The organism is Amycolatopsis sp. MEPSY49, assembly GCF_051337345.1.
Taxonomy (GTDB): domain Bacteria; phylum Actinomycetota; class Actinomycetes; order Mycobacteriales; family Pseudonocardiaceae; genus Amycolatopsis.
Genome location: NZ_JBDLYJ010000003.1, coordinates 391,464 through 412,551, shown reverse-complemented (window position 1 = coordinate 412,551; position 21,088 = coordinate 391,464). Strand labels below are relative to the sequence as shown.

The following is a 21,088-nucleotide window of genomic DNA, read 5'->3' as shown; positions in this document are numbered from 1 at the left end:
CCTCGGTTCGCGTGACGGGCTTCTCGCGCGGTCGTTCCTCGCGCGCCGTCCTTCGACCATGAACCGCGACACTATCCGACTTCTACACAGCACCTATTTTTGGCGACTCCCGGCACGATTACCTGAAGTTGGCCCGAAAACGGCAAATGCCGTGAAGGGCCGTCGCCGAATGCGCTACAAACACGTGGCAACGATCCTTCACGGCACAACGGGCCAGCAGGATTCCCCTACCCGGAGTATTGCCATGACGCCACCCTGGCGCCATACTGACATCACGAGCGATTACTTACCAGCAGGCCACACGAAGCCGGAAACCCAGCCAAAAAAACTCATGCGGACCGCTTGACCAACGCCCGCGACGAAACCGGCAGTCGCCAGCCCTCGGCGCGAATTTCCGCACTGAGCACCTGATCGGCCGCCCGGTCGAGCATGGCCAGGACCCAATCGTCGAACTCGACACCCGAATGTGTGGCAGCTCTACGCCAGCGCACCAGACGGCTGTCGGGGACTTCGATCCGCGGGATCACCGTGGGCTGCTTGCGTGCACCGTCTTCGATCGCACGCCCCCGGCGGATCTCGGTTCTCAGTTGCTTGGTCGACCAGTCCTCGCGCTCAGCGCGTTCGAGCCAGGAATCCTGCTCCTCGACCGGCATTGAAGCGACTTCCGCGTGGTGCTGAAAGCTCAGCTTGGCCCGCCTGCGGTCCAGTTCGAACCGGCGTGATACCCACGCGTAGTTGCGCAACGTCTGGTACTGCAGTCCCGCCGCGCGGATCGCCCGCCGATAGCGGTCGGCGTAGTGCTTCTTGCCGTAAACCAGCCAGTCGCCGAGCCACCACGAAGAGGAATCGACGATCCCGGCGAGCTGCCGGCCGGCACGCTCCCAGCCGTCGAAGGTCAGTCCGGCCGGGATGCAAAGCCCGGTCCCGGTCATCAGCACCTGGTCCGACTCGGCCGCACCTGGCACCACTCTTCTTTCCGGCCCCGGCGAAACCGGCCGGTCGACGGCCGCGTCCACCGCCGACGACGTCATGAAATCAGCAACAGTCATAAATCCCCCAAGCCCACAGGAATTCAACAGCAGCAGAAATGCCGACGAATTTGTCCACGACAATACCGTCCGAGCACTTTCGGACTACATTGCGCGCATCCGAGTATCAACCACTCCGGACGCCCCAGGATGTCGATTACCGCTCAGCGCGACTACCGACGGCCATCACCGAGCACGTTCAAGTCCCATACGACTCCCCCTGCTTCGCAGTTCCTCGCACTTTGTTAAAGTCACGGCGAGTCTCGCAGAGCGCGAAGTTTCCGAGAAACCCCCAAACGGGTGACCTTCTCACTTCGCCACGCGACAAGTTTCTGGTAATCCGCAGGTCAAAGGGTCGACAGCAGCCAGGTCGAGGACTGACCACGGCCCTCAAGGAAGCGTAAATATGTCACATTACTGTTGGCTTTCCAAAGATGATCTGCTACCGGTACACACCGCTAGGGCCACACCAGCCGCACGCAGCAGCAACCGGCTACCCATGGCGCGACATCGTCCACTCGTCGCCACGGCGATCGACGTGGGAGCGGCCCGGAAACCGCCAGGGGGTAACGGTTTCCGGGCCGCGGCAGGGCCACCGCTAGAGGCCCGGGGGCCTTCAGCGGAGACCGAAGTCCACGTGCGGTCGAGCTCTTCAGCCGGCGGAGGCCCGATACGTAGTCAGGCTCGGCGGATCAAGATGTCACCATGCGCGCTGCGGGCGCGAACGTCTCCGATTTCGGCGGCCCGGTCCGGCCCATCGGCTGACGCCAGGGTGTTGACCAAATTGCCGTAGCGGGTACGGACATCGAGCCGCGCGACGGTACCTTGCCGAACACCGACCTCTACCGAGCCGGTGCCGGTTTCGAGCTCGACCGAACCCCGCACGACTTCAGCCACCCGGATGTCGCCGTGGGCGACCTTGGCCTCGAGCGCGGCGTGCGAACGACCGACCGACACGCTGCCGTTGGCGGCCCGCAACCGCAGGTCACCAGCAGCCGTGCCTACCCAGCTGTTCCCGTTGGACGTCTTGATCACAGCCGTGCCGTCGATCTCCTGGATGCGCACCGCTCCGCTTCCCACGGTCACGAGGATGGTCCCTTCGGCGCGGCCCACGTCGACGTCTCCTCTGGACGTGGTGATGTGGAGCGAAGCGGTCCGGTCGAGCCGGATGTCGCCGGCGACGTTCTTGATCAGGCAGTCGCCGAGCCATCCCTCGCCGCGCACGTCCGCCATCGTCGCGCTCGCCCGGACATGCGAGCCTGCCGGCAGTTCGATCTTGACGTCGATCGAACCGCTCCGCCGGAAGACTGCGGGCCAGGGATGCCGCTCCTCCACCGCCTTGATCCGCAGTCGTCCGCCCGCATATTCGACGCGGGCGAGTTCCGCGACGTCGACGTCTCGTTTCGCGGCCCTCCCCGGACGTACCTCAACCTTGGTGTCGGCCCGGTCCGACGCCACGATCGATACGTCGCCGACCGCAAGGTCGATCGCTACGCAGATCGGTTCGGGAGTGTCGAAGGTCAGCATGCGGGTGTCATCCTGAGGCGTCCCGGATCGGGGTGACGCCACCGGGACGGTGAGGTTGTGCGCCATCGGGCGTCACCGCACCCAGCCGACGTACTGCTGCTCGCTTCGGATAGTTCGCCGTTCGGACCGGCGGCCGTCGAGCGTCGCCGCGACCACTCGGACGAGCCAGGCGTTGACCGACAGGCCTTCCTGGCCCGCGGCCTCCTCGATCCGGACCTTGAGCTGCTCCGGCGGCCGGAAGTTGATGCGCGCGGTCGTCCCCTCGTTGTTCGGCGCCGCCGACACCCTCGTCGTCGAGGAAGGCCAGTCGTTCGCGATGTCCGCCGGTCCGTTCTCGTACGGCTCTTCCTCGAACGACCGGCCGGCCAACAGTGACGTCACGACAAAGCCAGGATCGGTGCCACGCAGACGCACTTCCACCGACACCGGGGCGATATCGCGGGTCATCTCGTCCGCCGCGGCCGACAAGGCGTCCAGCAAGACCAAACGGGCGGCCGAATCGAGCGGCGAGAGGATGCGCTCTGCCAACTCGCGAAACTCCTCGCCGCCTGCCTCGGCGACAACCATCAGCTCCTTGCGGAGGTTGTCGACGTACGGCCTCAGGTCCATGACGCCACTATGGCGCAGAAATCCCGGTCGCAACAACGGGAACAGCCCGAAATGGCGCCACTTGCAGGCGTCCGTCCCGTCGACAGGACAGTTATCTGGTGCGGCAATCCAAACCCTGACGCAGATTCAGTCCGTCGTTCGCGGCGCGGGGGCCAGTCTGGCCAGGCGTAGGGGCGGTGTGCAGCCGTTCCTGTGGTGCGCCGCTTACGAGAACAAGTCCGTTGCAACGGCGAAATCTCGGAGATGGTGAGGTTGTTCTGCGCGGACTTGCTGTTCCAGCAGCACTCAGTCCGCGAGGTCGTCGAGCACGGCTCGACGGCCGTATCGGCGCAACCTGCTGGTAGGCCACGCCCGGCACGGCCGCGGCCATGTGCACGCTCAGCCTCCGGCTCGGCGACCGGGCTTGCGCTTCGCCGGCTTGGCGTGTGCACAGCACTGCGCTGCGACGGCCGCCGACGCGCCACTAGACGTCGATGTGAGAGCCCATGATCACCGTCCGGTCGCGTGGCAACCCGAAGTATTCGGCGGCGTCCGCGGTGATGTACGACGTGGCGATGAAGAGACGCTTGCGCCAACCCGCCATTGTCGGCTCGGGGCCGCGCTGCAGCTCGATCTTGGACAGGAAATACGACGCCTCGTCCAGGTTCAGGCGTCCCTCGGTTTCCGCTGGATCGAGCTGCGCCAGCGCACCCGGCACGTCCGGGGTTTCCATGTAGCCGTAGCGGGCGGTGACGAAGATGATCCCGTCGTCCGCATGGCCCAGATCTTCGACGGTCACCCGCTGCTCGGCCGGCACCCGCGGCACCGGCTCGGTCTCCAGGGACATGATGACGACCTGTTCGTGGCGGACGTGGTTGTGCTCGGCGTTGGCTCGCAGCGCCAACGGCGCGGTCAGCCCGCCCCGGTTGAGGAAGACGGCCGTGCCGGGGACCCGCTGCGTCGGCGTCTCGCGGTCGCTCAGTTCGTCGATGAACTCGCGCAGCGGGCCTTCGCGACGCTCACGTTCGGCCGTGACGACCTTCCGTCCGCGCTGCCAGGTGATCATCACCGTGAACGCCGTGAGGCCGATCAGCAGGGGCAGCCACGCGCCGTGCACCAGCTTGGTCAGGTTGGCGCCGACGAACAGCAGGTCGACGACCAGCAGCACGCTCGCGCCGACGCCGACAAGCCAGTGCGGTGTGCCCCACTTGGCGCGGGCGACGTAGAAGAACAGCAATGTGGTGATGGTGATCGTGCCGGTCACCGCCATCCCGAACGCGAACGCGAGCGCCGCCGAGCTGCGGAACGCAAAGATCAGGGTCAGCACCGAGACCAGCAGGAGCCAGTTGACCCACGGCACGTAGATCTGGCCCCGCTCGGTCTCCGACGTGTGCGCGATCCGCAGCCGCGGCAGGTACCCGAGCTGGGCGGCCTGCGACGCGACCGAATACGCCCCGGTGATCACCGCCTGGGAAGCGATCACCGTCGCGGCCGTGGCCAGCAGCACCATGAGCAGGCGGCCCCAGCCGGGGACGAGCAGGAAGAATGGGCTGCTGATGTTGGCCGGGTCCGCGAGGATCAACGCGCCTTGGCCGAAGTAGCTGAGTGCGCAGGCGGGCAGCACCAGGAAGAGCCAGCCCCGCGTAATCGCCTTGCGGCCGAAGTGGCCCATGTCCGCGTAGAGGGCTTCGGCGCCGGTGACCGCGAGCACGACCGCGGCCAGCGCGAAGAACGCGATGTCGAAGTGGCCGAACATGAAGCTCAGTGCGTACGTGGGCGAGAGCGCTTTGAGGATCGCCGGATGCCCGGCGATGCCGGTGATCCCGAGCATGCCGATCACCGCGAACCAGGCGATCATCACCGGCCCGAAGACGCGCCCGACCGCCGCCGTGCCGCGCTTCTGCACGAGGAACAGCACCAGCGCGATCACGGCCGTGATCGGCACGATCCAGCCCTCGAACGATGCGTCGACGACCTTGAGGCCCTCGACGGCGGACAGCACCGACATCGCCGGGGTGATCATGCTGTCGCCGAAGAACAGGGCGGCACCGAAGATGCCGAGCCCGGCCAGCACGACGGCGGCGCGTTTGCCGCGCGGACCGCTCCAGCGGCGCAGCAGGGTGATCAGGGCCATGATGCCGCCCTCGCCGCCGTTGTCGGCGCGCATCGCCAGCAGCACGTACGTGACGGTCACGATGATCATTACCGACCAGAAGATCAGCGACACCACGCCGAACACGTTCTCCGCGCTCACCGGCACCGGGTGCGGGTCGGCCGGGTTGAACACCGTCTGCAGCGTGTAGAGCGGGCTGGTGCCGATGTCGCCGAACACCACGCCGAGCGCGCCGACCACGAGACCCAGCCGTGCCACGTCGCGTGTGGACGACGGTGTGCTCGCCGTCGTCGTCTGCTGGCTCACGCGTTCCTCCTTCGGCCAGGCAATGCAGTACGCCTGGCACATCGAGGCGGGACACTACCGGTCCACTGTGGCCGGTCTACGTCGGACGCTGCGGGACGCGGGAAGCTTTACGCGTACTTACGGTTTCTTTGCGCCGACGAACCGCATCGGGTGAAGGATTCGCGCCAAGAGCGCGTGAACGCGACCGATGCCGCCGTCAAGGTCCCGTTGCGGAACTCGCCAAGCTGATTCGCCAGGTCCATCCTGGTCACCATGACCGATCTGTGGCGAGCGTTGCTGCTGATAGGCAGCTTCGCTCTGGTGGCCCTCCTCCTGCGGCTCACCGGCACGTGGCTCGAGACCCACGACGACGACGCCCGGTGAGCCCACTCAATCCTCGAGCCCCGCGTGCTCCAGGTCCAGCAGCCGCTGGATGCGCCGTCGGGTGCCATCGGTGATCTCACCCGCCTCGAACAGGCGAGTCAGCTCGGCCGCCTCCACGTCGATCAGCTCCCGCCGCAGCGCCCGGTAGTCGATTCCGCGCACCCAGTCCGTCCCGTCCTCGCCGGTGTCGCCGCGGATACGGTCGAGCCGGGCCTGCCAGCCCGCCCGCAGCTGGTCGACCACGAACGCCGGCGCGGACTCGGTCTCGGCCAAGTGGTCCAAATGGGACAGACCGGCTTCGGCGAGCTTCCGGCGCGCGGTGCCGTATTCGGTGCGCAGGTCGGCTGGATCGAGGGCGATCCCCGCGCGGCGGACCAGCGGAGCCAGCGTGAAGCCCTGGACCACGAGCGTCAGCACGATCACCGCGGTCGTGAGCAGCAGGACGAGGTCCCGGCCTGGCAGGGCGGAACCGTCCAACGTGGCCACCGGCAGGGACAGCGCCGCCGCCAGCGGCACCACCCCGCGCGCTCCCGCCCAGGAGACGACCGCGGGGACATGCCAGGAGACGCGGTCGTTCTCGCGTCGTTGCCTGACGGCCGAAAGCACGAACACGAGGAGTAGCCGTGCCAGGACCAGTGTGGCCGCGATGGCCAGGGCCTGCAGCAGCCACCACGCGCCGCCGCCGGTCAGTCGCCGCACCAAAGCGGGCAGTTGCAGCCCGATGAGGCCGAACACGACGCTTTCCAGCAGGAACACGACGGTCTGGTACACCGCGCCGACCTGCAGCCGGATCCGCGCCGTGGTCAGCCGCTCGGCCTGGGTTCCGAGGACCACGCTCGCCACGACGACCGCCGTCACGCCCGCCCCGCCGACCGACTCGGCCACGACATACCCCGCGTAGGGCGTGACCAGGGAGATCACCGTCTCCAGCACGGGGTCCTCGGTGCGCCGCCGGATGACGAACGCCCCGATCGCCGTCAGCACGCCGACCGCCACGCCACCGCCGGCCAACTGCCCGAACTCCCCCAGCGTCCGTCCCCAGGACGCCGCGCCGCCCGCGACGGCCAGGAACAGCGCCACCCGGAACAGCAAGAGGCTCGTGGCGTCGTTGAACAGGCTTTCGGCCTGGATCAGCGCCTGCACCCGCGGCGGCAGCGCCAGCCGCCGGGCCAGCGCCGTCACCGCGACCGGGTCCGTGCTCGCCAGCACGGCACCGAGCACGAACGCCATCCCGACCGGCAACGGCGTCACCGCGACCGCGATCCCGATCACCGCCGCGGCCGACAGCAGCACCAGCCCGACCGACAGCACCGCGACCGGCCGCCCGACCGCGCGCAGGTCCCGCCACGGCAGCTCCTCCCCCGCGGCGAACAACAGCGGCGGGAGCACGACCAGGCTGATCACCTCCGGAGTCACCTGCACCGCCGGGACACCGGGCAGCGGGCCCACGACCACGCCGACGACGACCAGCAGCGACGGCGCCGGGACACGCAGGCGTTTCGCGAAGGTGGCGACCACGGTCGCCACGACCACGAGGAACAGCACGGTTTCGACGCCACGCATCAGCCGGCCCTCCACATCCCGATCCGGATGCCGACCAGACTTCCCGGCGCGCCGCGTTCAGCCTACGCGTGCCACCCATCCGGCGACATCCGAAATGACGTCGTGATCGACGTGGCCCGGACGCGCGTAGTCCGCCGGCGTGGACGGGCCTTCGCCGGGGAAGAACAGGTGATCAACCGAGCCATACACTCTGACGGTGACGCCGGAACGGTTCTCGAGGCCGGCCTGCCAGCGGGCGAGGTCGTCGGCGACGGTCACCTGGTAGTCGCGGCCGCCCTGGCCGAGGAACACCGGCACCGCCAGCCGCGCCGTGGCCGCGACGGGGTCGTAGCCGCGCAGGTCGAGCCAGTAGGACGCGGGCCAGCCGAAGGGCAGCTCCGCCGACGACGTCGCCGGGGTCAGCCGGGAGCTGTCGATCAGCTCGGCCTGCCGTTCGAAGGCCTCCACAGTGGACTCGCCGAGGGCGAGGTGACGCGCGACGCGGACGGCGGCGTGGTGCATCGGCTGGGCGTCGCCGGCGAGGATCACCAGCCCGGCCACCGACGGGTCCGCTTCGGCGACGCGCGGCGCGACCTTGCCGCCCATGCTGTGGCCGACGACGAACAGCCGACCGACTCCGGGTTCCCGTCGCAGGACGGCGAGTGCCTCGACGGCGTGCGGCACGTACTCGTCGGTCATCGTCCTGGCGCCGGTGGGCTTGTCGAAGCGCACGACCGTCACGCCGCGGCTCGCCAGACCCCACGCGAGGTCCTTGAGCGGCTTGTTGGGACCGCTGCTCTCGTCGCGGTCGAACGGGCCGCCGCCGGCGAGCAGCACCACGCCCGCTCCCCCGGCGGCCATCGGGGATGTGACGGTGGCGCCGGTTCCCGATCCGAGCGTGATCTCCCGTTCGGTGAACGACCGTGTGTCCGCATAGGACGGTGGTGTCCAGGATGGATCGGACGCGGGCGCGAACCGCAGGCCGTGCAGCACGCCTTCGTCGTCGACGGACATCACGACGGTGAAGCCGCCGACCGGGACGCGCACGCGGACGAGCCCGGCCTGCCCCGGCTCGCTCACGGTGGGGCCGGTGACGCCCACCGGCGCCACGGCTGCCGCGGCCCACGCGCTCCGCAACGCGTCCGGCGGAACCGCCGCACGCAGGTCCGGCGAGAAGCGGCCGGCCACCTCGTCGAAGCGCTCCTCGATCAGCGACTTCGCGATCTTCGCCGCGGTCGCCACCGGATCCTGGTTCATCGCCCCCACCTTTCTCAATTGTTGCGAACGATAGCAGGCTATGAGAACGTTAGGCGTGGACACCTTGAAGCTCCTCGCGCACCCGGTCCGGGTGCGGATCGTGAACGCGCTGCGCGGTGACCGGATCCTGACCACGGCCGAACTGGCGGCCCGGCTGCCCGACGTGTCGAAAGCGACCGTCTACCGGCACGTCGACCTCCTCGCCGAGGCCGGCGTGCTCGAAGTCGCCGAGGAGCGGCGCGTCCGCGGCGCGGTCGAGCGGCACTACCGGCTACGGCAGGACCGCGCGGTGATCGACCTCGAAGCGGCCCGGGCGATGACGCCCGAGGACCACCGCCGCGCGTTCGCGAGCGCGGTCGCCGCGCTGGTCGCCGAGTTCCACGCCTACCTCGACCGCGACACCGCGGACCCGGTGGCCGACCTCGTCGGCTACCGGCAGCACGCGGTCTGGCTCGACCCCGCCGAGTTGGAAGCCATGATCGGGGACCTGCGCGCGGCGATCGCGCCGAGGCTGGCGAACGCGCCGCGTCCCGGCCGGACGCGGTACCTGCTCAGCCCCGTCCTGTTCCCGAGCGAACCACCCACCGCGCAGGGCCCCGGCTAGCGCGAGGCGATGACGATCGAGGGGGCCTGCTGCCACCGTGGCGCACCCGGCCGGGAACTCACCAGCCCCGCCCCGGCGGGCTGCTCGCCCTGCTCGCCGACGACCGTCCGGCTGCCGGCTCACCCTGGCCCGTCGGGCGCTTTTCCATCCGGTCGCTACTTCCCCGGATGCTCCTTGATCGACTCCTGGTAGAGGTCGGCGTACGTGCGCGAATCCTTGATCAGCTCGTCGCAGAACGCAGCGACGTCCTCGCCGATCACTTCCAGGACTCCCCTTCCGGTCGCCGCTCCCTCCTCGAAGAAATCGACGATCCCCGGAAGCAGGTTCCCCTCGATCAGGTCGACCGGCCCGACCTTGAACAGGTACTTCTGCATCTCCTTGTAGACGATCTGGTAATCAGGCGGCAGCGCCTTGACCCGGGCCAGGTGCGCCCGCCACTGCTTCTTGCCTTCGATGATGTCCTGGATGCCCACGTCAGCCTCCCAGCCGGCCCAGCTTTTTCGCCACATTCCGGTTCAACTGTTTCCGCCACCGGTCGCGGAAGGTCCGGGCCCCTTCCCCGCCGGCCAGCGCCGCACAGAAGCCCTCGATGTCCCCACCCAGCACGTCGTGGACGCTCTGTCCCTCCGCCGCGGTTTCCTCCAGCAGCCCCAGTGCGCCGTCGAGGATCGGCATCAGGTTGCGTCCGGTGAAGTCCCCGTAGGGGAAGAGGTGCGCCTTGATCTGCTCCCACGCCGCCCGGTAGTCCTCCGGCAAGGCCGCGGCTCTGGCTTCGAACGCCTGGTATTCCCGGGTGAGGTCGCTGCCGGTGATGGTCTCCCAGAAGTTCACTTCCCGCCCTCCTTCAGTTTGTCGATGCGCGACGAGACGTACTGCCACTTCGCCCAGAACCGGCCGAGTTCTTCGCGGCCGGCGTCGTTGAGCCGGTAGAACTTGCGCGGCGGTCCCTTCTCGGACGGCCGTTTCGTCACCTGCACGAGCTTGTTCTTCTCCAGCCGCAGCAAGATCGTGTAGACCGTCCCCTCGACGACGTCGCCGAAACCGAGGTCGTTCAGCCGGCGCGTGATGGCGTACCCGTAGGTCTCCTCATTGCCGACGATCTGCAGCACGCAGCCTTCAAGGGTGCCCTTCAGCATCTCCGTCAGGTCGTCCATCACTCCTCCGAACTCGCCCTGGCGTCACTACTCAGTACTACTGTATACCAGTACTCAGCAGCACTGAATAGTCGGACGAAGGAGAGCCCCCGATGACAGCGATTCACGTTCGCGGCCTCGAGAAGTCGTACCGGGACCTGCACGTCCTGCGCGGAGTGGACTTCGACGTCGCCCGCGGCAGCATCTTCGCCCTGCTCGGCTCGAACGGCGCCGGCAAGACCACCGCCGTGCGGATCCTGTCCACACTGCTCAAACCGGACGCGGGGACCGCCGCGATCAACGGCTTCGACGTCGTCACCCAAGCCGACGACGTGCGAGCGGTCATCAGCCTCACCGGCCAGTTCGCCGCCGTCGACGAAATCCTCAGCGGGCGGGAGAACCTCGTGCTCGTCGCCCGGCTGCGGCGCCTGAAGCACCCTGGAAGGATCGCCGACGACCTGCTGGACCGCTTCTCGCTGACCGAGGCCGGCGCACGGCGGGCGTCGACCTACTCCGGCGGCATGCGGCGCCGCCTCGACATCGCCATGAGCCTCATCGGGGACCCGTCGGTGATCTTCCTGGACGAGCCGACCACCGGCCTCGACCCCGAGGCCCGCGTCGAGGTGTGGGACGCGGTGAAGGCGCTCGCCGAGCGCGGCACGACGGTGCTGCTCACCACCCAGTACCTGGACGAGGCCGAGCAGCTCGCCGACCGGATCGCGATCCTGCACCAGGGCCGCATCATCGTCGACGGCACCCTCGCCGAACTCAAGCAGCTGCTCCCGCCCGCCCAGGTCGAATACGTCGAGAAGCAGCCGACCCTCGAGGACGTCTTCTTCGCCGTCGTCGGCGCACGCACGGAAAGCGAGAAACGATGACCACGCACGTACTCGGCGACACCACTGTCCTCTTGGGACGATCGCTGCGGCACGTCACCCGCAGCCTGGACACGATCATCACGACCGTCATCACGCCGGTCGCGATGATGCTGATGTTCGTCTACGTCTTCGGCGGCGCGATCGACACCGGATCAGGCGCTTACATCGACTACATGCTGCCCGGAATCCTGCTCATCACGATCGCCTCGGGCATCGCCTACACCGCACTGCGGCTCTTCACCGACCTCAAGAGCGGAATCTTCGAGCGCTTCCACTCGATGCCGATCACCCGGTCGGCCGTGCTGTGGGCGCACGTGCTGACCTCGCTGGTCGCGAACCTGATCTCCCTCGTCGTGGTCGTGGGCGTCGCCCTGCTCATGGGCTTCCGCTCGAGCGCCGGCGTCCTGGACTGGCTCGCGGTCACCGGCATCCTGCTCCTGTTCACCCTGGCGCTGACGTGGATCGCGGTGGTCGCCGGGCTCACGGCGAAAACGGCGGAAGGCGGCGGCGCGTTCTCCTACCCGCTGATCTTCCTGCCGTTCCTCAGCTCGGCCTTCGTCCCCACCGCGACGATGCCCGGCCCGGTGCGCTGGTTCGCCGAACACCAGCCGGTGACGTCCATCGTCAACACCATCCGCGGCCTGTTCGCCCAGGAGCCGGTCGGCGCCGACATCTGGACCGCCCTGGCCTGGTGCGCCGGCATCCTCGTCGTCGCTTACGTCTTTGCCACCGCGGCATACCGCCGCAAGGTCTCCTGAGCATCTAACCCCGCGGACGCGCGCTTGGCGCGCGGCGGAGTTCCCGGCCGCGAACATGGTCTCCGACGCGCACTCGCCGGACCCGGATGTACGCCGCCACCGTCAGCGACGTCGACAGCGTCCGCCTGCTCACCCCCGCGACCGTCACCACCATGACGGAAATCCGGACCGACAAGACGACGATGTACGGCGTACCGGCCGGCCTGGACATCCCCGCCGGCCGCTCCTTCACCATGTCCCTCGGCTTCTGGCGGGCCTGCCCGCCGATGCCGATGGCCGGACCGGGCTCGTTCGGCCACCCCGGCTCCGGCGGTTCGATCGCCTTCGGCGGCCCCGACACCGAGTTCGGCTTCGGCTACGTCGCGCCCGCCTCGGCTGACCGCCCGGCCTGCCCACCACGGCATTCGACGCCGTGGTGGGCAGGGGTCACCGACTTCGTCCGGCTGCCCGCGGCACCAGCAGCGAGCAGGACGACGAGACCGACTCCGAGCGCGGCGAACAGCCGCTCGCTGCCGGCAAGCTCCTGCAGGTACTCGGCGTGGGTGATCGGCGTGCTGCCCAGCCGGGTGTAGAGCTGGTAGCCGGTGGCCGTCAGCTCGGGCGTGCCGTTGCGCAGGCCCGCGGCAGCGACCGCGGCGACCATCACCGCGGCCAGGGCCAGGGTTGCCGCGCTACACCGCCCCCACAGCGGCAACGACTTCACGCCGTCAGCCAGGCCGCGCACAGGCGACTCACCGTCATGCCGGAACAGCAGCTTCGCCACGGCGACGAACGTGACAGGGGAAGAAGCCGACCAAAGGGATTACCCACACGGCATCAGGGAGATCGGGCGCGCCCATGGTGAACGAGTCGATCATTCCCGCCAGAGAGCCTGCCGCTGCCAGGCTGCACCAGATCATGATGGCGCGCACAGTGCACATTACCATTTGTCCCGAGCAAAAAGCCCGGCGTCTGCGGACCCTGATTTTTCCCTGATTCCCCACCAGTTTGCTGCAGGCCTGCTCCCCTACCCGGCAGAATCAGTGAATCTGGCAAAGGGGGTGCGCTGTGCTTCTACCGCCGACGAGACCACGCGCCATCGTCGTCGTTGCCGTGACCCAGTTGCTGACCGTGCTGCCGTTCCTGTTGTCGATCATCGTCGTCTGGACTTTCGGCGCCGACGCACAGGCCGCGGCCGAAGCCGAACTCGCCCGGCAGGGGCTGCCCGCTGCCCTGCTCACCGGCCATCTGCACGGCGTGACCCATGACGCCCTCGGGGACGTAGGACTGCCAGTTCGTGTTGGTCACGAAGCTGATCGCCGTGTTGAAGGCGACGCCGGGGTCAACCGTGCGGCCGAAGTTCAGCGGCTGCAGCGGCTGGACCCGCTGCAGCAGGTACAGGAACAGCACCGAGACGAACGAGAAGCCCAGCACGCCGGAGGCGTAGGTCTTCCAGTGCTGTTCGGTCTCCGGGTCGGCGCGCACGATCTTGTAGACGGCCTTCTCCAGCCGCCAGTGCTTCGTGCTCGTGAACACCCGGTGCATGTAGTCGCCCAGTGGCCGGTAAACCAGCGCCAGCGCGAGCAGCAGGAGGCCGACCTGCCCGAGGCCGGCCCACGTCGAGGACATCAGAACTTCTCCGGTTTGATCAACGCGATGAACAGGTAGACGATCAGAGCCAGCGCCAGCACGCCGCCCACGACGTTGGCGAACACGCCGGTGCCGCTCACAGCCGCTCCAATCCACGCAGGGTCAAGGCCAGCACGGCGAACAGGACGATCGCCAGCAGCACATAGGCCAGATCGGCCATACGACTGCTCCCTTCTCACGCACGACAAGCCGAGGTCGACCGAATGGTGACCCGCCAGGCGGAAGCGTGCCTGCCGGATGTCCTGACCGGATGTCACCTGACAGAGTCTTGACGCGCCTCAGCACCCCATTGACGCGTTCGTGACAGCGGCGGCTACGCAGCGACACATCCACCACCCGATCGAGGCGTCCACCCCGAACTCGACCGTCCTTTTCGGAGCAAATCACAACTCGGCCTCGGCAACGCGAACGGCTCGCATCGGAGGGAATTCCGCGCCACCCTTGAACGATCAATGGTTCCGGTACCCCGAACCGGATCTCACCCCGGGAGTTTCCCTTGGCCGCCGACCCCGACACCCGTCCTCGCGCCCGCACCAAGGTCCAGGTCAGCCACAGCAGTCACGACGGCGCGATCTCCGTGGTGGTGACACTCGACGGCCAGGTGCGCGACCTGCAGCTGGCCGACACCGTCACCACGCGTCCAGCCGCCCAGCTGGCGCGCGACATCCTCGACCTCATCCATTCGGCGCAGGCCCTGTTCGACCCGCCCGCGCGCTCCTGACCGCGCTAACCGTTCAGGTACCGGTCGTACACCGCCACCCATACGTCCAAAGCGGACAATTCGGAAACGATCTGTCGCCCGGGACCGGTAAGCGCGAAGACCGCACCACCGTTCAGGCGCCCGTCCCAGCTCCCGCCGGTGTCGCACCGGAGAGCGCCTTCCGCGGCCAGCACGCGCAATGCGCGCTGGATCACGCTCAGCGGGACCAGTCCGCGTAGTTCACGGAACCGTCGGGGGCCGACCACGAGCTCGTCGAGGATCTCGGCCGCGGCGGGACAGCTGATCACGCGCGCGAGACGGTCGTCGGCCACGGCACCTCCCGCAAAGGTCTTGGTGCCGCGAGACCTTAGGCATCCGGGTGCCACCGGGAAGGACCGTTGACGGGACCCTGACGAGCAGCCGCACCACGTATACGTTTTCTCTACGCGCAGGCCGGGATCTTGACGGTTTCCATACGTCGATCGTTCTGTCGGCGATGCACGCTGCTGTACGTGCCAGCACCCACCTCATGGCTCAAACGGCTGGTACTCGGACGGCCGTTCCGCAGCGACACCCTCGGCGAGACCCTGCTGCCCAAGTGGCTCGCTCTGCCGATCTTCGCCAGCGACCCGTTGTCCTCGGTCGCCTACGCGACGCAGGAAATCCTGCTGATCCTCAGCATCGGCGGGCTGGCCTACCTCACCCTGGCGCCGTGGATGGGGCTCGCCGTCGCGGTCCTGCTGACCGTGGTGGTGCTGTCCTACCGGCAGGTCGTGAAGGCCTACCCGAGCGGCGGGGGCTCCTACGAGGTCGCCTCCCGCAACCTGGGCAGCTCCGCCGGCCTGGTCGTGGCCGGGGCGTTGATGGTCGACTACATCATGACCGTCGCGGTGTCGGTGGCGTCCGGAGTGGACAACATCATCTCCGCCGTCCCGGAGCTCAACGACTACCGCATCGCGCTGAACCTGGGCTTCGTCCTGGTGCTGATGGCGATGAACCTGCGCGGCATCCGCGAGTCCGGCCGCACCTTCGCCATCCCGACCTACCTGTTCATCGGCGGGGTGGTGCTGATGATCGCGCTCGGTCTCGGGCAGGCGTTCGCCGGTCACCCTCCGGTCGCCGAGAGCGCCGGCTACGACGTCCGCCCCGAACAGGTCGGCCTGACCGGCCTCGCGCTGGTCTTCCTGCTGCTGCGGTCGTTCTCCTCCGGCTGCACCGCGCTCACCGGCGTCGAAGCGATCTCCAACGGCGTGCCCGCCTTCCGCAAACCCAAGAGCGCCAACGCCGCGAAGACCATGACCGCCATGGGCGCGATCGCCGTCGTCATGTTCGGCGGCATCACGGCACTGGCCATGATCAGCCACGTCCGGATCGCCGAAAACACCTGCGACCTCGCCGGATTCCGCGGCGACTGCACCACCGACCCGCAGCGCACCGTGATCAGCCAGATCGCCGCCGCAGTCTTCGGCGGTGATCACTCGGTCATGTTCTATTTCCTGCAGGCCGCCACCGCGCTGATCCTCATCCTCGCCGCCAACACCGCGTTCAACGGCTTCCCGCTGCTGGCCTCGATCCTCGCCCAGGACCGCTACCTGCCACGCCAGCTGCACACCCGCGGCGACCGGCTCGCCTTCTCCAACGGCATCGTCGCCCTCGCCGTCGTCGCCGGGACCCTGATCTTCGCCTTCGACGGCTCCACCACCCGGCTGATCCAGCTCTACATCCTCGGCGTGTTCACCTCCTTCACGCTGTGCCAGGCCGGCATGGTCCGGCACTGGAACCGCGAACTGGCGACCGCGACCGACACCCGGACCCGGCTGTCGATCCAGCGCTCCCGGCTGATCAACGCCGTCGGCGCAGTACTCACCGCCGTCGTCCTCGCCGTCGTGCTGATCACCAAGTTCACCCACGGCGCCTACCTGGTCGTCATCGCCATCCCGGTGCTGTACGTCCTCATGCGAGGGGTCCACCGGCACTACACCCACGTCCGGGAGGAACTCCAGCCGGACGAGGAGAGCGAACTGCTCCCCAGCCGCGTCCACGCCATCGTGCTGGTGTCCACATTGCACAAACCGAGCCAGCGCGCGATCGCGTTCGCCCGCGCCACCCGGCCCGACACCCTCACCGCGATCACCGTCAACGTCGACGACCACGACACCCGCGAACTCCAGCGGCAATGGGAGCAACGCGACCGGAAGATCCCGCTCAAGGTCCTCGAATCGCCCTACCGGGAAATCACCCGCCCGGTCGTCGCCTACGTCAAGAACCTCCGCCGCACCAGCCCCCGCGACGTCGTCTGCGTCTACATCCCCGAATACGTAGTCGGACACTGGTGGGAGAACATCCTCCACAACCAGAGCTCCCTGCGCTTGAAGGGCCGGCTGCTGTTCGAACCCGGCGTGATGGTGACCAGCGTGCCCTGGCAGCTGCGCTCCACCAAGCGCCGGGACCTCCAGCGCGTCCGCCCGCTACCCGGCGACATCCGGCGCGGCGTCACGACGCAGCGGCGCTCCTGACGCTGTTTCCCGGCCGCGCCTGGGAGCCAGGACCGCTGGCTAGCTAACGGGACTGCGGCGCTCCAAGAAGACGGTGTCGTGCCAAACGCCGTCGCGCTGGGCGATGCGTTCGCGGACGCCGAGAGTGCGGTAGCCGGCGGTGCGGTGCAGTGCGATCGACGCGCGGTTCTCGTTGAAAATCGAGGTTTGCAGGGTCCACAGGCCGGCAGCATCGGCTTCGGTGACCTGCTTGTGGATCAGCGCCTTGCCGACGCCGCGGCCACGATAGCCGTCGGCGACGTAGATCGAGGTCTCGGCCACTCCGGCGTAGCACTCGCGGCTGGACACCGGTGCGGCGGCGGCCCAGCCGACCACCTGGCCGTCGAGTTCGGCGACCCAGCGGTGCCCGGGCAGCCACTTCGCGTGCAGGTCCTCGCGGCCGGGCACCTCGGTCTCGAAGGTCGCGATGCCGGTAGCCATGCCTTCGCCGTAGATCCGGCGGACCGCACCCCAATCACCGCGCCGTAGCGCGCGGACGGTGACGTCCTCGGGCAGGTTGTCCGGGCAGCACGGACGAGGAGCCAGCATTCCCATGACGGCGTCAGCGGCGTGCGGGAGTCCGGTGCAGCAGGCCGGGTTGACCGAGATGACTGTGGCGGTGGCGCGCTTGCGTAGGTGCAGGAAGCCGACGTCGGCGAGCTTGCGGACGTGGTGGGACACCGTGGGTTGGCTGATTCCCATGATCTCGGTCAGCCCGCCGATGGTCAGCTCGCGGCCCGCGGTGGCGACGGCGTGCAGGATCTTCACCCGCATCGGCTCGGCCAGGCAGGAGAACCACTCCGCGTAGGTCGTGGCCTCGGCATCCGGGAGCACCGGTGCCGTGAGCGGGAGCGTCGTCGTCATGGACGACAGTATTGACCGCGGCCGATGGTTGCGTCAATCGACGACGGTCTATACATTGCTCGGCATTGATAGAGCGTCGTCGATGAAAGGGTGCTGGGGATGAGTGAGTTGCCTGTCGTGGTGGTCGGCGCGGGGCCGGTGGGGCTGGCCGCGGCCGCGCAGCTGCGGGAACGCGGGCTGGAGCCGCTGGTGCTGGAGCGCGGCGCGCAGGCCGGCGCCGCGGTGGCGGAGTGGAACCACGTCCGCCTGTTCTCGCCGTGGGCGGAGCTGGTCGACCCGGCCGCCGCGCGGCTGCTGGAACCCACCGGCTGGACGCGACCGGACCCCGAGGCCTACCCGACGGGCTCGAAGTGGGCGGAGCGCTACCTGCGGCCGCTGGCCGACGTACTCGGTGACCAGGTGCGCTTCGGCGCCGAGGTCGTCGGGGTGGCGCGGCGTGGCCGGGACCGGATCGTCGACAGCGGCCGCGACGGCGAGCCGTTCTCCGTGCACATCCGCACCGCCGACGGCGCCGAGGAGCGGGTCCTGGCCCAGGCGGTCATCGACGCCTCCGGCACCTGGTCGACCCCGAACCCGCTGGGCGGTGAGGGCCTCCCCGCGATCGGCGAACGCGCCGCCGCGGACCGGATCTCCTACCGCGTCCCGATCCTGGCCGGCGAGAAGCCGCGCTACGCGGGCAAGCACGTCGTCGTGGCGGGCAGTGGGCACTCGGCGTTGACCGCGCTGGTCGCGCTCGCCGGTCTCGGTGGTGAGACGCGGATCAGCTGGGTGCTGCGCCGCGGCGGGATCGGCAACACCTTCGGCGGCGGCGAATCCGACCAGCTGCCCGCCCGCGGCGCGCTCGGCCTGCGGGCGAAGGAGGCGGTAGACGCCGGATTGGTCACGCCCGTGACCGGGTTCCGCACCGAGGCCATCGAGCGCTCCGACGACGGGCGCCTCGCGCTGGTATCGGCGGACGGCGCCCGGATCGAGGCGGTCGACGAGGTGATCGCGCTGACCGGCTTCCGGCCGGAGCTGTCGTGGCTGTCGGAAATCCGGCTCGAGCTGGACCCGACGCTGCAGGCATCGGTTGCGCTGGCCCCGCTGGTGGACCCGAACGTGCACTCCTGCGGCACCGTCTACCCCCACGGCGCCAAGGAGCTCTCGCACCCGGAGCAGAACTTCTACTTGGCCGGAATGAAGAGCTACGGCCGCGCGCCGACGTTCCTCGCCCAGACCGGCTACGAGCAGGTCCGCAGCATCGCCGCCGCCCTGGCCGGCGACCACGAGGCCGCCGCCCGCGTCGAGCTGATCATGGCCGAGACCGGGGTCTGCGGCGGCGCCGGCCTGTTCGACGAGCCCGACAGCGGCGCGTCGGGCTGCTGCGGGCCGGCCAAACCGGAGGAACTGACACTGTCAGCGCCGTCGGCCGCGACGAACTGATCGGGTGTCGGCGGGCACGGGCACCGCGGCGCAGTCCCGGAGCAAGTCGGGGCCGCGCCGGGTGCTCGCGATCTTGTGCGTCACGCAGATCACCAGCTGGGGGATCCTCTACTACGCGTTTCCGGTGCTCGCGCCGGACATCAGCCGCGCCACGGGCTGGCCGACGACGGCGGTCGTCGCCGCACTGTCCGGGGCGCAGCTCGTCACCGCGGTGGCGGGGATTCCGGTCGGGCGGTGGCTGGACCGGCGTGGGCCCCGCGCGGTGATGACCACCGGCTCGGTGCTCGGCGTCCTGGCCGTGCTCGCGGTGGCGACCGCGCAGAACCTCGCCTGGTTCATCATCGCGTGGGCGGTGGCCGGCGCGGCGATGAGCGGAGTTCTGTATCCGCCGGCGTTCGCCGCGCTGACCCGCTGGTACGGCCCGCGCCGGATCTCGGCCCTGACCGTCCTCACCCTGGCCGGCGGACTCGCGAGCACGGTGTTCGCGCCGGTGACCGCACTGCTGGCCGTGCATCTGGACTGGCGTCACACCTACCTCGTGCTCGCGCTCGTCCTAGCGGCGATCACCATCCCGCTGCACGCGTGGGGGTTGAGGGGGCCGTGGCCGGAAGCCGAGCCGGCCGTGCACGTCGAGCACGCCGATCCGCGGCGGATCGCACGCAGCGGCGCGTTCCTGGTGCTGGTGATCGCGCTGAGCCTGACGACGTTCTCGGCGTTCGCGGTCGTGGTGAACCTGGTGCCGCTGCTGACCGAACGCGGCGTCAGCCCCGGGATCGCCGCGGTAGCGCTCGGGCTCGGTGGCGCCGGGCAGGTGCTGGCCGCCTCGGATACGCCACGTTGTCGCGGCGCACCAGCGTCCGCGGCCGCACCGCGATCATTCTGCTGGCCACCTCGGTCACCACTGCGCTGCTGTCGGTCCTGACCTCGGCGGTCGCGCTGATCGCCGCGGCCGTCGTGGCCGGGATGGCGCGCGGGGTGTTCACCCTGTTGCAGGCCACCGCGATCACCGACCGCTGGGGCGCGGTCCACTATGGACGGCTCAACGGCCTGCTGGCCGCGCCGATGACCATCACCATGGCGCTCGCCCCGTTCGCAGGCGCCGCGTTCGCCGGCGTGCTCGGCGGTTACGCCCACGCCTTCCTCGTCCTCGCCGCGGTCAACACCGCGGCCGCCGCTCTGGCCATGGCCAGCACCCCTCGAACATCAACTGGGAGAACACCATGAGCGAGCACGACGCGATCGTCATCGGCGGCGGCCAGGCCGGCCTCGCAGCCGCCCGCACCCTGCGCACCCACGGCCTGCAGCCCGTCGTCCTCGAAGCCGGCGCCGAGCCGGTCGGGTCGTGGCCGCACTACTACGACAGTAGTACTCTCTTCTCCCCTGCCCGCTACAGCAGCCTGCCCGACCTGCCCTTCCCCGGCGACCCCGAGGCCGCCCGCCTGCTCGCCGACACGCTCCGGGACGGCGTCGGCTTGGCGGTCACGTTCCTCGACGCCGAGGAAGCCGGAGCACGCGGCTCGGCCCATCACGCACCAACTGTCCCCGCCGGCACGGTTGTGCTCAACATCAAGGGCGCCGCTCTGCGATGCCGCCGCTGTAAAAGCAGGCGGACCGGCGCACGGACTGCTCGCCGCGCTCGACCAGGCCTGCCGGAAGACCGGAATGCCTCTTCAGGCCGACGCGATGGCGTCGGACAACCGCCGCTACGCCGCGGCCGGACTGGCCGCGGTCGGGATGTGCATGACGATGCCGGCCGGGCTACAGACCCGGCCGACGCCGCCGACCGCGCGGAGACCGTCACCCTGATCTCGGCGGTCCAGCTCGTCGTGCCACAGCAATGCG

20 protein-coding genes and 3 pseudogenes are annotated in these 21,088 nt (G+C 69.0%); 8 read left to right on the top strand and 15 right to left on the bottom strand.

Annotated features, from left to right (window positions below):
- Nucleotides 1–329: 329 nt before the first annotated feature.
- From ABFJ78_RS16680 to ABFJ78_RS16655, 6 genes are all read right to left on the bottom strand, one after another.
- Entirely contained in the window at nucleotides 330–1,049 is a 720-nt protein-coding gene (locus ABFJ78_RS16680; RefSeq protein ID WP_436387248.1) for an LmbU family transcriptional regulator, read from the bottom strand.
- A 657-nt stretch (nucleotides 1,050–1,706) separates the two neighbouring features.
- Nucleotides 1,707–2,555, bottom strand: coding sequence for a DUF4097 family beta strand repeat-containing protein (locus ABFJ78_RS16675; RefSeq protein WP_436387247.1), 849 nt, complete (start codon nucleotides 2,553–2,555; stop codon nucleotides 1,707–1,709).
- A 72-nt stretch (nucleotides 2,556–2,627) separates the two neighbouring features.
- Nucleotides 2,628–3,164 (bottom strand): hypothetical protein, encoded by a 537-nt coding sequence (locus tag ABFJ78_RS16670; RefSeq protein WP_436387246.1) that lies wholly within the window; start codon nucleotides 3,162–3,164, stop codon nucleotides 2,628–2,630.
- A gap of 463 nt (nucleotides 3,165–3,627) precedes the next feature.
- Nucleotides 3,628–5,562 (bottom strand): potassium transporter Kup, encoded by a 1,935-nt coding sequence (locus tag ABFJ78_RS16665; RefSeq protein WP_436387245.1) that lies wholly within the window; start codon nucleotides 5,560–5,562, stop codon nucleotides 3,628–3,630.
- A gap of 369 nt (nucleotides 5,563–5,931) precedes the next feature.
- The gene (locus ABFJ78_RS16660) at nucleotides 5,932–7,488 is read right to left on the bottom strand and encodes a Na+/H+ antiporter (protein ID WP_436387244.1); all 1,557 of its coding nucleotides are present in this window, start codon (nucleotides 7,486–7,488) and stop codon (nucleotides 5,932–5,934) included.
- Nucleotides 7,489–7,545: 57 nt separating this feature from the next.
- On the bottom strand, nucleotides 7,546–8,724 hold the full coding sequence (locus ABFJ78_RS16655; RefSeq protein ID WP_436387243.1) for an alpha/beta hydrolase family protein: 1,179 nt from the start codon (nucleotides 8,722–8,724) through the stop codon (nucleotides 7,546–7,548).
- 55 nt (nucleotides 8,725–8,779) lie between these two features.
- Here ABFJ78_RS16655 and ABFJ78_RS16650 point away from each other — a divergent pair, with 55 nt between their 5' ends.
- Nucleotides 8,780–9,328 (top strand): helix-turn-helix domain-containing protein, encoded by a 549-nt coding sequence (locus tag ABFJ78_RS16650; RefSeq protein WP_436387242.1) that lies wholly within the window; start codon nucleotides 8,780–8,782, stop codon nucleotides 9,326–9,328.
- 155 nt (nucleotides 9,329–9,483) lie between these two features.
- Here ABFJ78_RS16650 and ABFJ78_RS16645 read toward each other — a convergent pair whose 3' ends face one another.
- Genes ABFJ78_RS16645 through ABFJ78_RS16635 form a run of 3 tightly spaced genes read right to left on the bottom strand, consistent with a single transcriptional unit; the run spans nucleotide 9,484 to nucleotide 10,482 of the window.
- Nucleotides 9,484–9,801, bottom strand: a complete 318-nt coding sequence (locus tag ABFJ78_RS16645; protein WP_436387241.1) for a DUF1048 domain-containing protein — start codon at nucleotides 9,799–9,801, stop codon at nucleotides 9,484–9,486.
- A 1-nt stretch (nucleotide 9,802) separates the two neighbouring features.
- Nucleotides 9,803–10,159, bottom strand: a complete 357-nt coding sequence (locus ABFJ78_RS16640; protein ID WP_436387240.1) for a DUF1048 domain-containing protein — start codon at nucleotides 10,157–10,159, stop codon at nucleotides 9,803–9,805.
- A complete protein-coding gene (locus ABFJ78_RS16635; RefSeq protein ID WP_436387239.1) occupies nucleotides 10,156–10,482 on the bottom strand; it encodes a PadR family transcriptional regulator in 327 nt (108 codons plus the stop codon). The genes ABFJ78_RS16640 and ABFJ78_RS16635 overlap by 4 nt, the downstream gene beginning before the upstream one ends.
- 92 nt (nucleotides 10,483–10,574) lie before the next feature.
- On the opposite strand from ABFJ78_RS16635, the gene ABFJ78_RS16630 reads away from it, so the two are divergent.
- Both ABFJ78_RS16630 and ABFJ78_RS16625 read left to right on the top strand, forming a co-directional pair.
- Nucleotides 10,575–11,339, top strand: coding sequence for an ABC transporter ATP-binding protein (locus tag ABFJ78_RS16630; RefSeq protein ID WP_436387238.1), 765 nt, complete (start codon nucleotides 10,575–10,577; stop codon nucleotides 11,337–11,339).
- Nucleotides 11,336–12,097: an ABC transporter permease gene (locus tag ABFJ78_RS16625; protein ID WP_436387237.1), complete on the top strand. Its 762-nt coding sequence runs from the start codon at nucleotides 11,336–11,338 to the stop codon at nucleotides 12,095–12,097. Before ABFJ78_RS16630 ends, ABFJ78_RS16625 begins: the two co-directional genes overlap by 4 nt.
- A 4-nt stretch (nucleotides 12,098–12,101) precedes the next feature.
- Here ABFJ78_RS16625 and ABFJ78_RS16620 read toward each other — a convergent pair whose 3' ends face one another.
- The 4 genes and pseudogenes from ABFJ78_RS16620 to kdpF form a co-directional block, all read right to left on the bottom strand.
- Entirely contained in the window at nucleotides 12,102–12,437 is a 336-nt protein-coding gene (locus ABFJ78_RS16620; RefSeq protein WP_436387236.1) for a hypothetical protein, read from the bottom strand.
- 15 nt (nucleotides 12,438–12,452) lie between these two features.
- Nucleotides 12,453–12,821, bottom strand: coding sequence for a hypothetical protein (locus ABFJ78_RS16615; protein WP_436387235.1), 369 nt, complete (start codon nucleotides 12,819–12,821; stop codon nucleotides 12,453–12,455).
- 494 nt (nucleotides 12,822–13,315) lie between these two features.
- Nucleotides 13,316–13,705, bottom strand: a pseudogene (locus ABFJ78_RS16610) (potassium-transporting ATPase subunit KdpA); the annotation flags it as partial.
- Nucleotides 13,705–13,806: a K(+)-transporting ATPase subunit F gene (kdpF, locus tag ABFJ78_RS16605; protein ID WP_284740395.1), complete on the bottom strand. Its 102-nt coding sequence runs from the start codon at nucleotides 13,804–13,806 to the stop codon at nucleotides 13,705–13,707. The gene kdpF and the pseudogene ABFJ78_RS16610, both read right to left, overlap by 1 nt.
- 416 nt (nucleotides 13,807–14,222) lie before the next feature.
- Between kdpF and ABFJ78_RS16600 the strand changes: the two genes are divergently transcribed.
- Nucleotides 14,223–14,447, top strand: a complete 225-nt coding sequence (locus ABFJ78_RS16600; protein ID WP_436387234.1) for a hypothetical protein — start codon at nucleotides 14,223–14,225, stop codon at nucleotides 14,445–14,447.
- Between the two features lie 5 nt (nucleotides 14,448–14,452).
- Here the strand turns inward: ABFJ78_RS16600 and ABFJ78_RS16595 are convergent, their stop codons facing one another.
- Nucleotides 14,453–14,758, bottom strand: a complete 306-nt coding sequence (locus ABFJ78_RS16595) for a hypothetical protein (protein WP_436387233.1) — start codon at nucleotides 14,756–14,758, stop codon at nucleotides 14,453–14,455.
- Between the two features lie 180 nt (nucleotides 14,759–14,938).
- Between ABFJ78_RS16595 and ABFJ78_RS16590 the strand changes: the two genes are divergently transcribed.
- Nucleotides 14,939–16,942: an APC family permease gene (locus ABFJ78_RS16590; protein WP_436387232.1), complete on the top strand. Its 2,004-nt coding sequence runs from the start codon at nucleotides 14,939–14,941 to the stop codon at nucleotides 16,940–16,942.
- Nucleotides 16,943–16,981: 39 nt separating this feature from the next.
- Here the strand turns inward: ABFJ78_RS16590 and ABFJ78_RS16585 are convergent, their stop codons facing one another.
- A complete protein-coding gene (locus ABFJ78_RS16585; RefSeq protein ID WP_436387231.1) occupies nucleotides 16,982–17,824 on the bottom strand; it encodes a helix-turn-helix domain-containing GNAT family N-acetyltransferase in 843 nt (280 codons plus the stop codon).
- Nucleotides 17,825–17,923: 99 nt separating this feature from the next.
- Here ABFJ78_RS16585 and ABFJ78_RS16580 point away from each other — a divergent pair, with 99 nt between their 5' ends.
- From ABFJ78_RS16580 to ABFJ78_RS16570, 3 genes and pseudogenes are all read left to right on the top strand, one after another.
- A complete protein-coding gene (locus ABFJ78_RS16580; RefSeq protein ID WP_436387230.1) occupies nucleotides 17,924–19,246 on the top strand; it encodes an FAD-dependent oxidoreductase in 1,323 nt (440 codons plus the stop codon).
- A 4-nt stretch (nucleotides 19,247–19,250) separates the two neighbouring features.
- A pseudogene (locus tag ABFJ78_RS16575) lies at nucleotides 19,251–20,470 on the top strand (MFS transporter).
- Nucleotides 20,467–20,676, top strand: a pseudogene (locus ABFJ78_RS16570) (NAD(P)-binding domain-containing protein); the annotation flags it as partial. The pseudogenes ABFJ78_RS16575 and ABFJ78_RS16570, both read left to right, overlap by 4 nt.
- Nucleotides 20,677–21,088 lie beyond the last annotated feature (412 nt).

Excerpts from the sequence above, each read along its gene's own strand:
- ABFJ78_RS16680 (WP_436387248.1), bottom strand. The coding sequence starts at position 1,049 with ATGACTGTTGCTGATTTCATGACGTCGTCGGCGGTGGACGCGGCCGTC.
- ABFJ78_RS16675 (WP_436387247.1), bottom strand. The coding sequence starts at position 2,555 with ATGCTGACCTTCGACACTCCCGAACCGATCTGCGTAGCGATCGACCTT.
- ABFJ78_RS16670 (WP_436387246.1), bottom strand. The coding sequence starts at position 3,164 with ATGGACCTGAGGCCGTACGTCGACAACCTCCGCAAGGAGCTGATGGTT.
- ABFJ78_RS16660 (WP_436387244.1), bottom strand. The coding sequence starts at position 7,488 with ATGCGTGGCGTCGAAACCGTGCTGTTCCTCGTGGTCGTGGCGACCGTG.
- ABFJ78_RS16655 (WP_436387243.1), bottom strand. The coding sequence starts at position 8,724 with ATGAACCAGGATCCGGTGGCGACCGCGGCGAAGATCGCGAAGTCGCTG.
- ABFJ78_RS16635 (WP_436387239.1), bottom strand. The coding sequence starts at position 10,482 with ATGGACGACCTGACGGAGATGCTGAAGGGCACCCTTGAAGGCTGCGTG.
- ABFJ78_RS16630 (WP_436387238.1), top strand. The coding sequence starts at position 10,575 with ATGACAGCGATTCACGTTCGCGGCCTCGAGAAGTCGTACCGGGACCTG.
- ABFJ78_RS16625 (WP_436387237.1), top strand. The coding sequence starts at position 11,336 with ATGACCACGCACGTACTCGGCGACACCACTGTCCTCTTGGGACGATCG.
- ABFJ78_RS16585 (WP_436387231.1), bottom strand. The coding sequence starts at position 17,824 with ATGACGACGACGCTCCCGCTCACGGCACCGGTGCTCCCGGATGCCGAG.
- ABFJ78_RS16580 (WP_436387230.1), top strand. The coding sequence starts at position 17,924 with ATGAGTGAGTTGCCTGTCGTGGTGGTCGGCGCGGGGCCGGTGGGGCTG.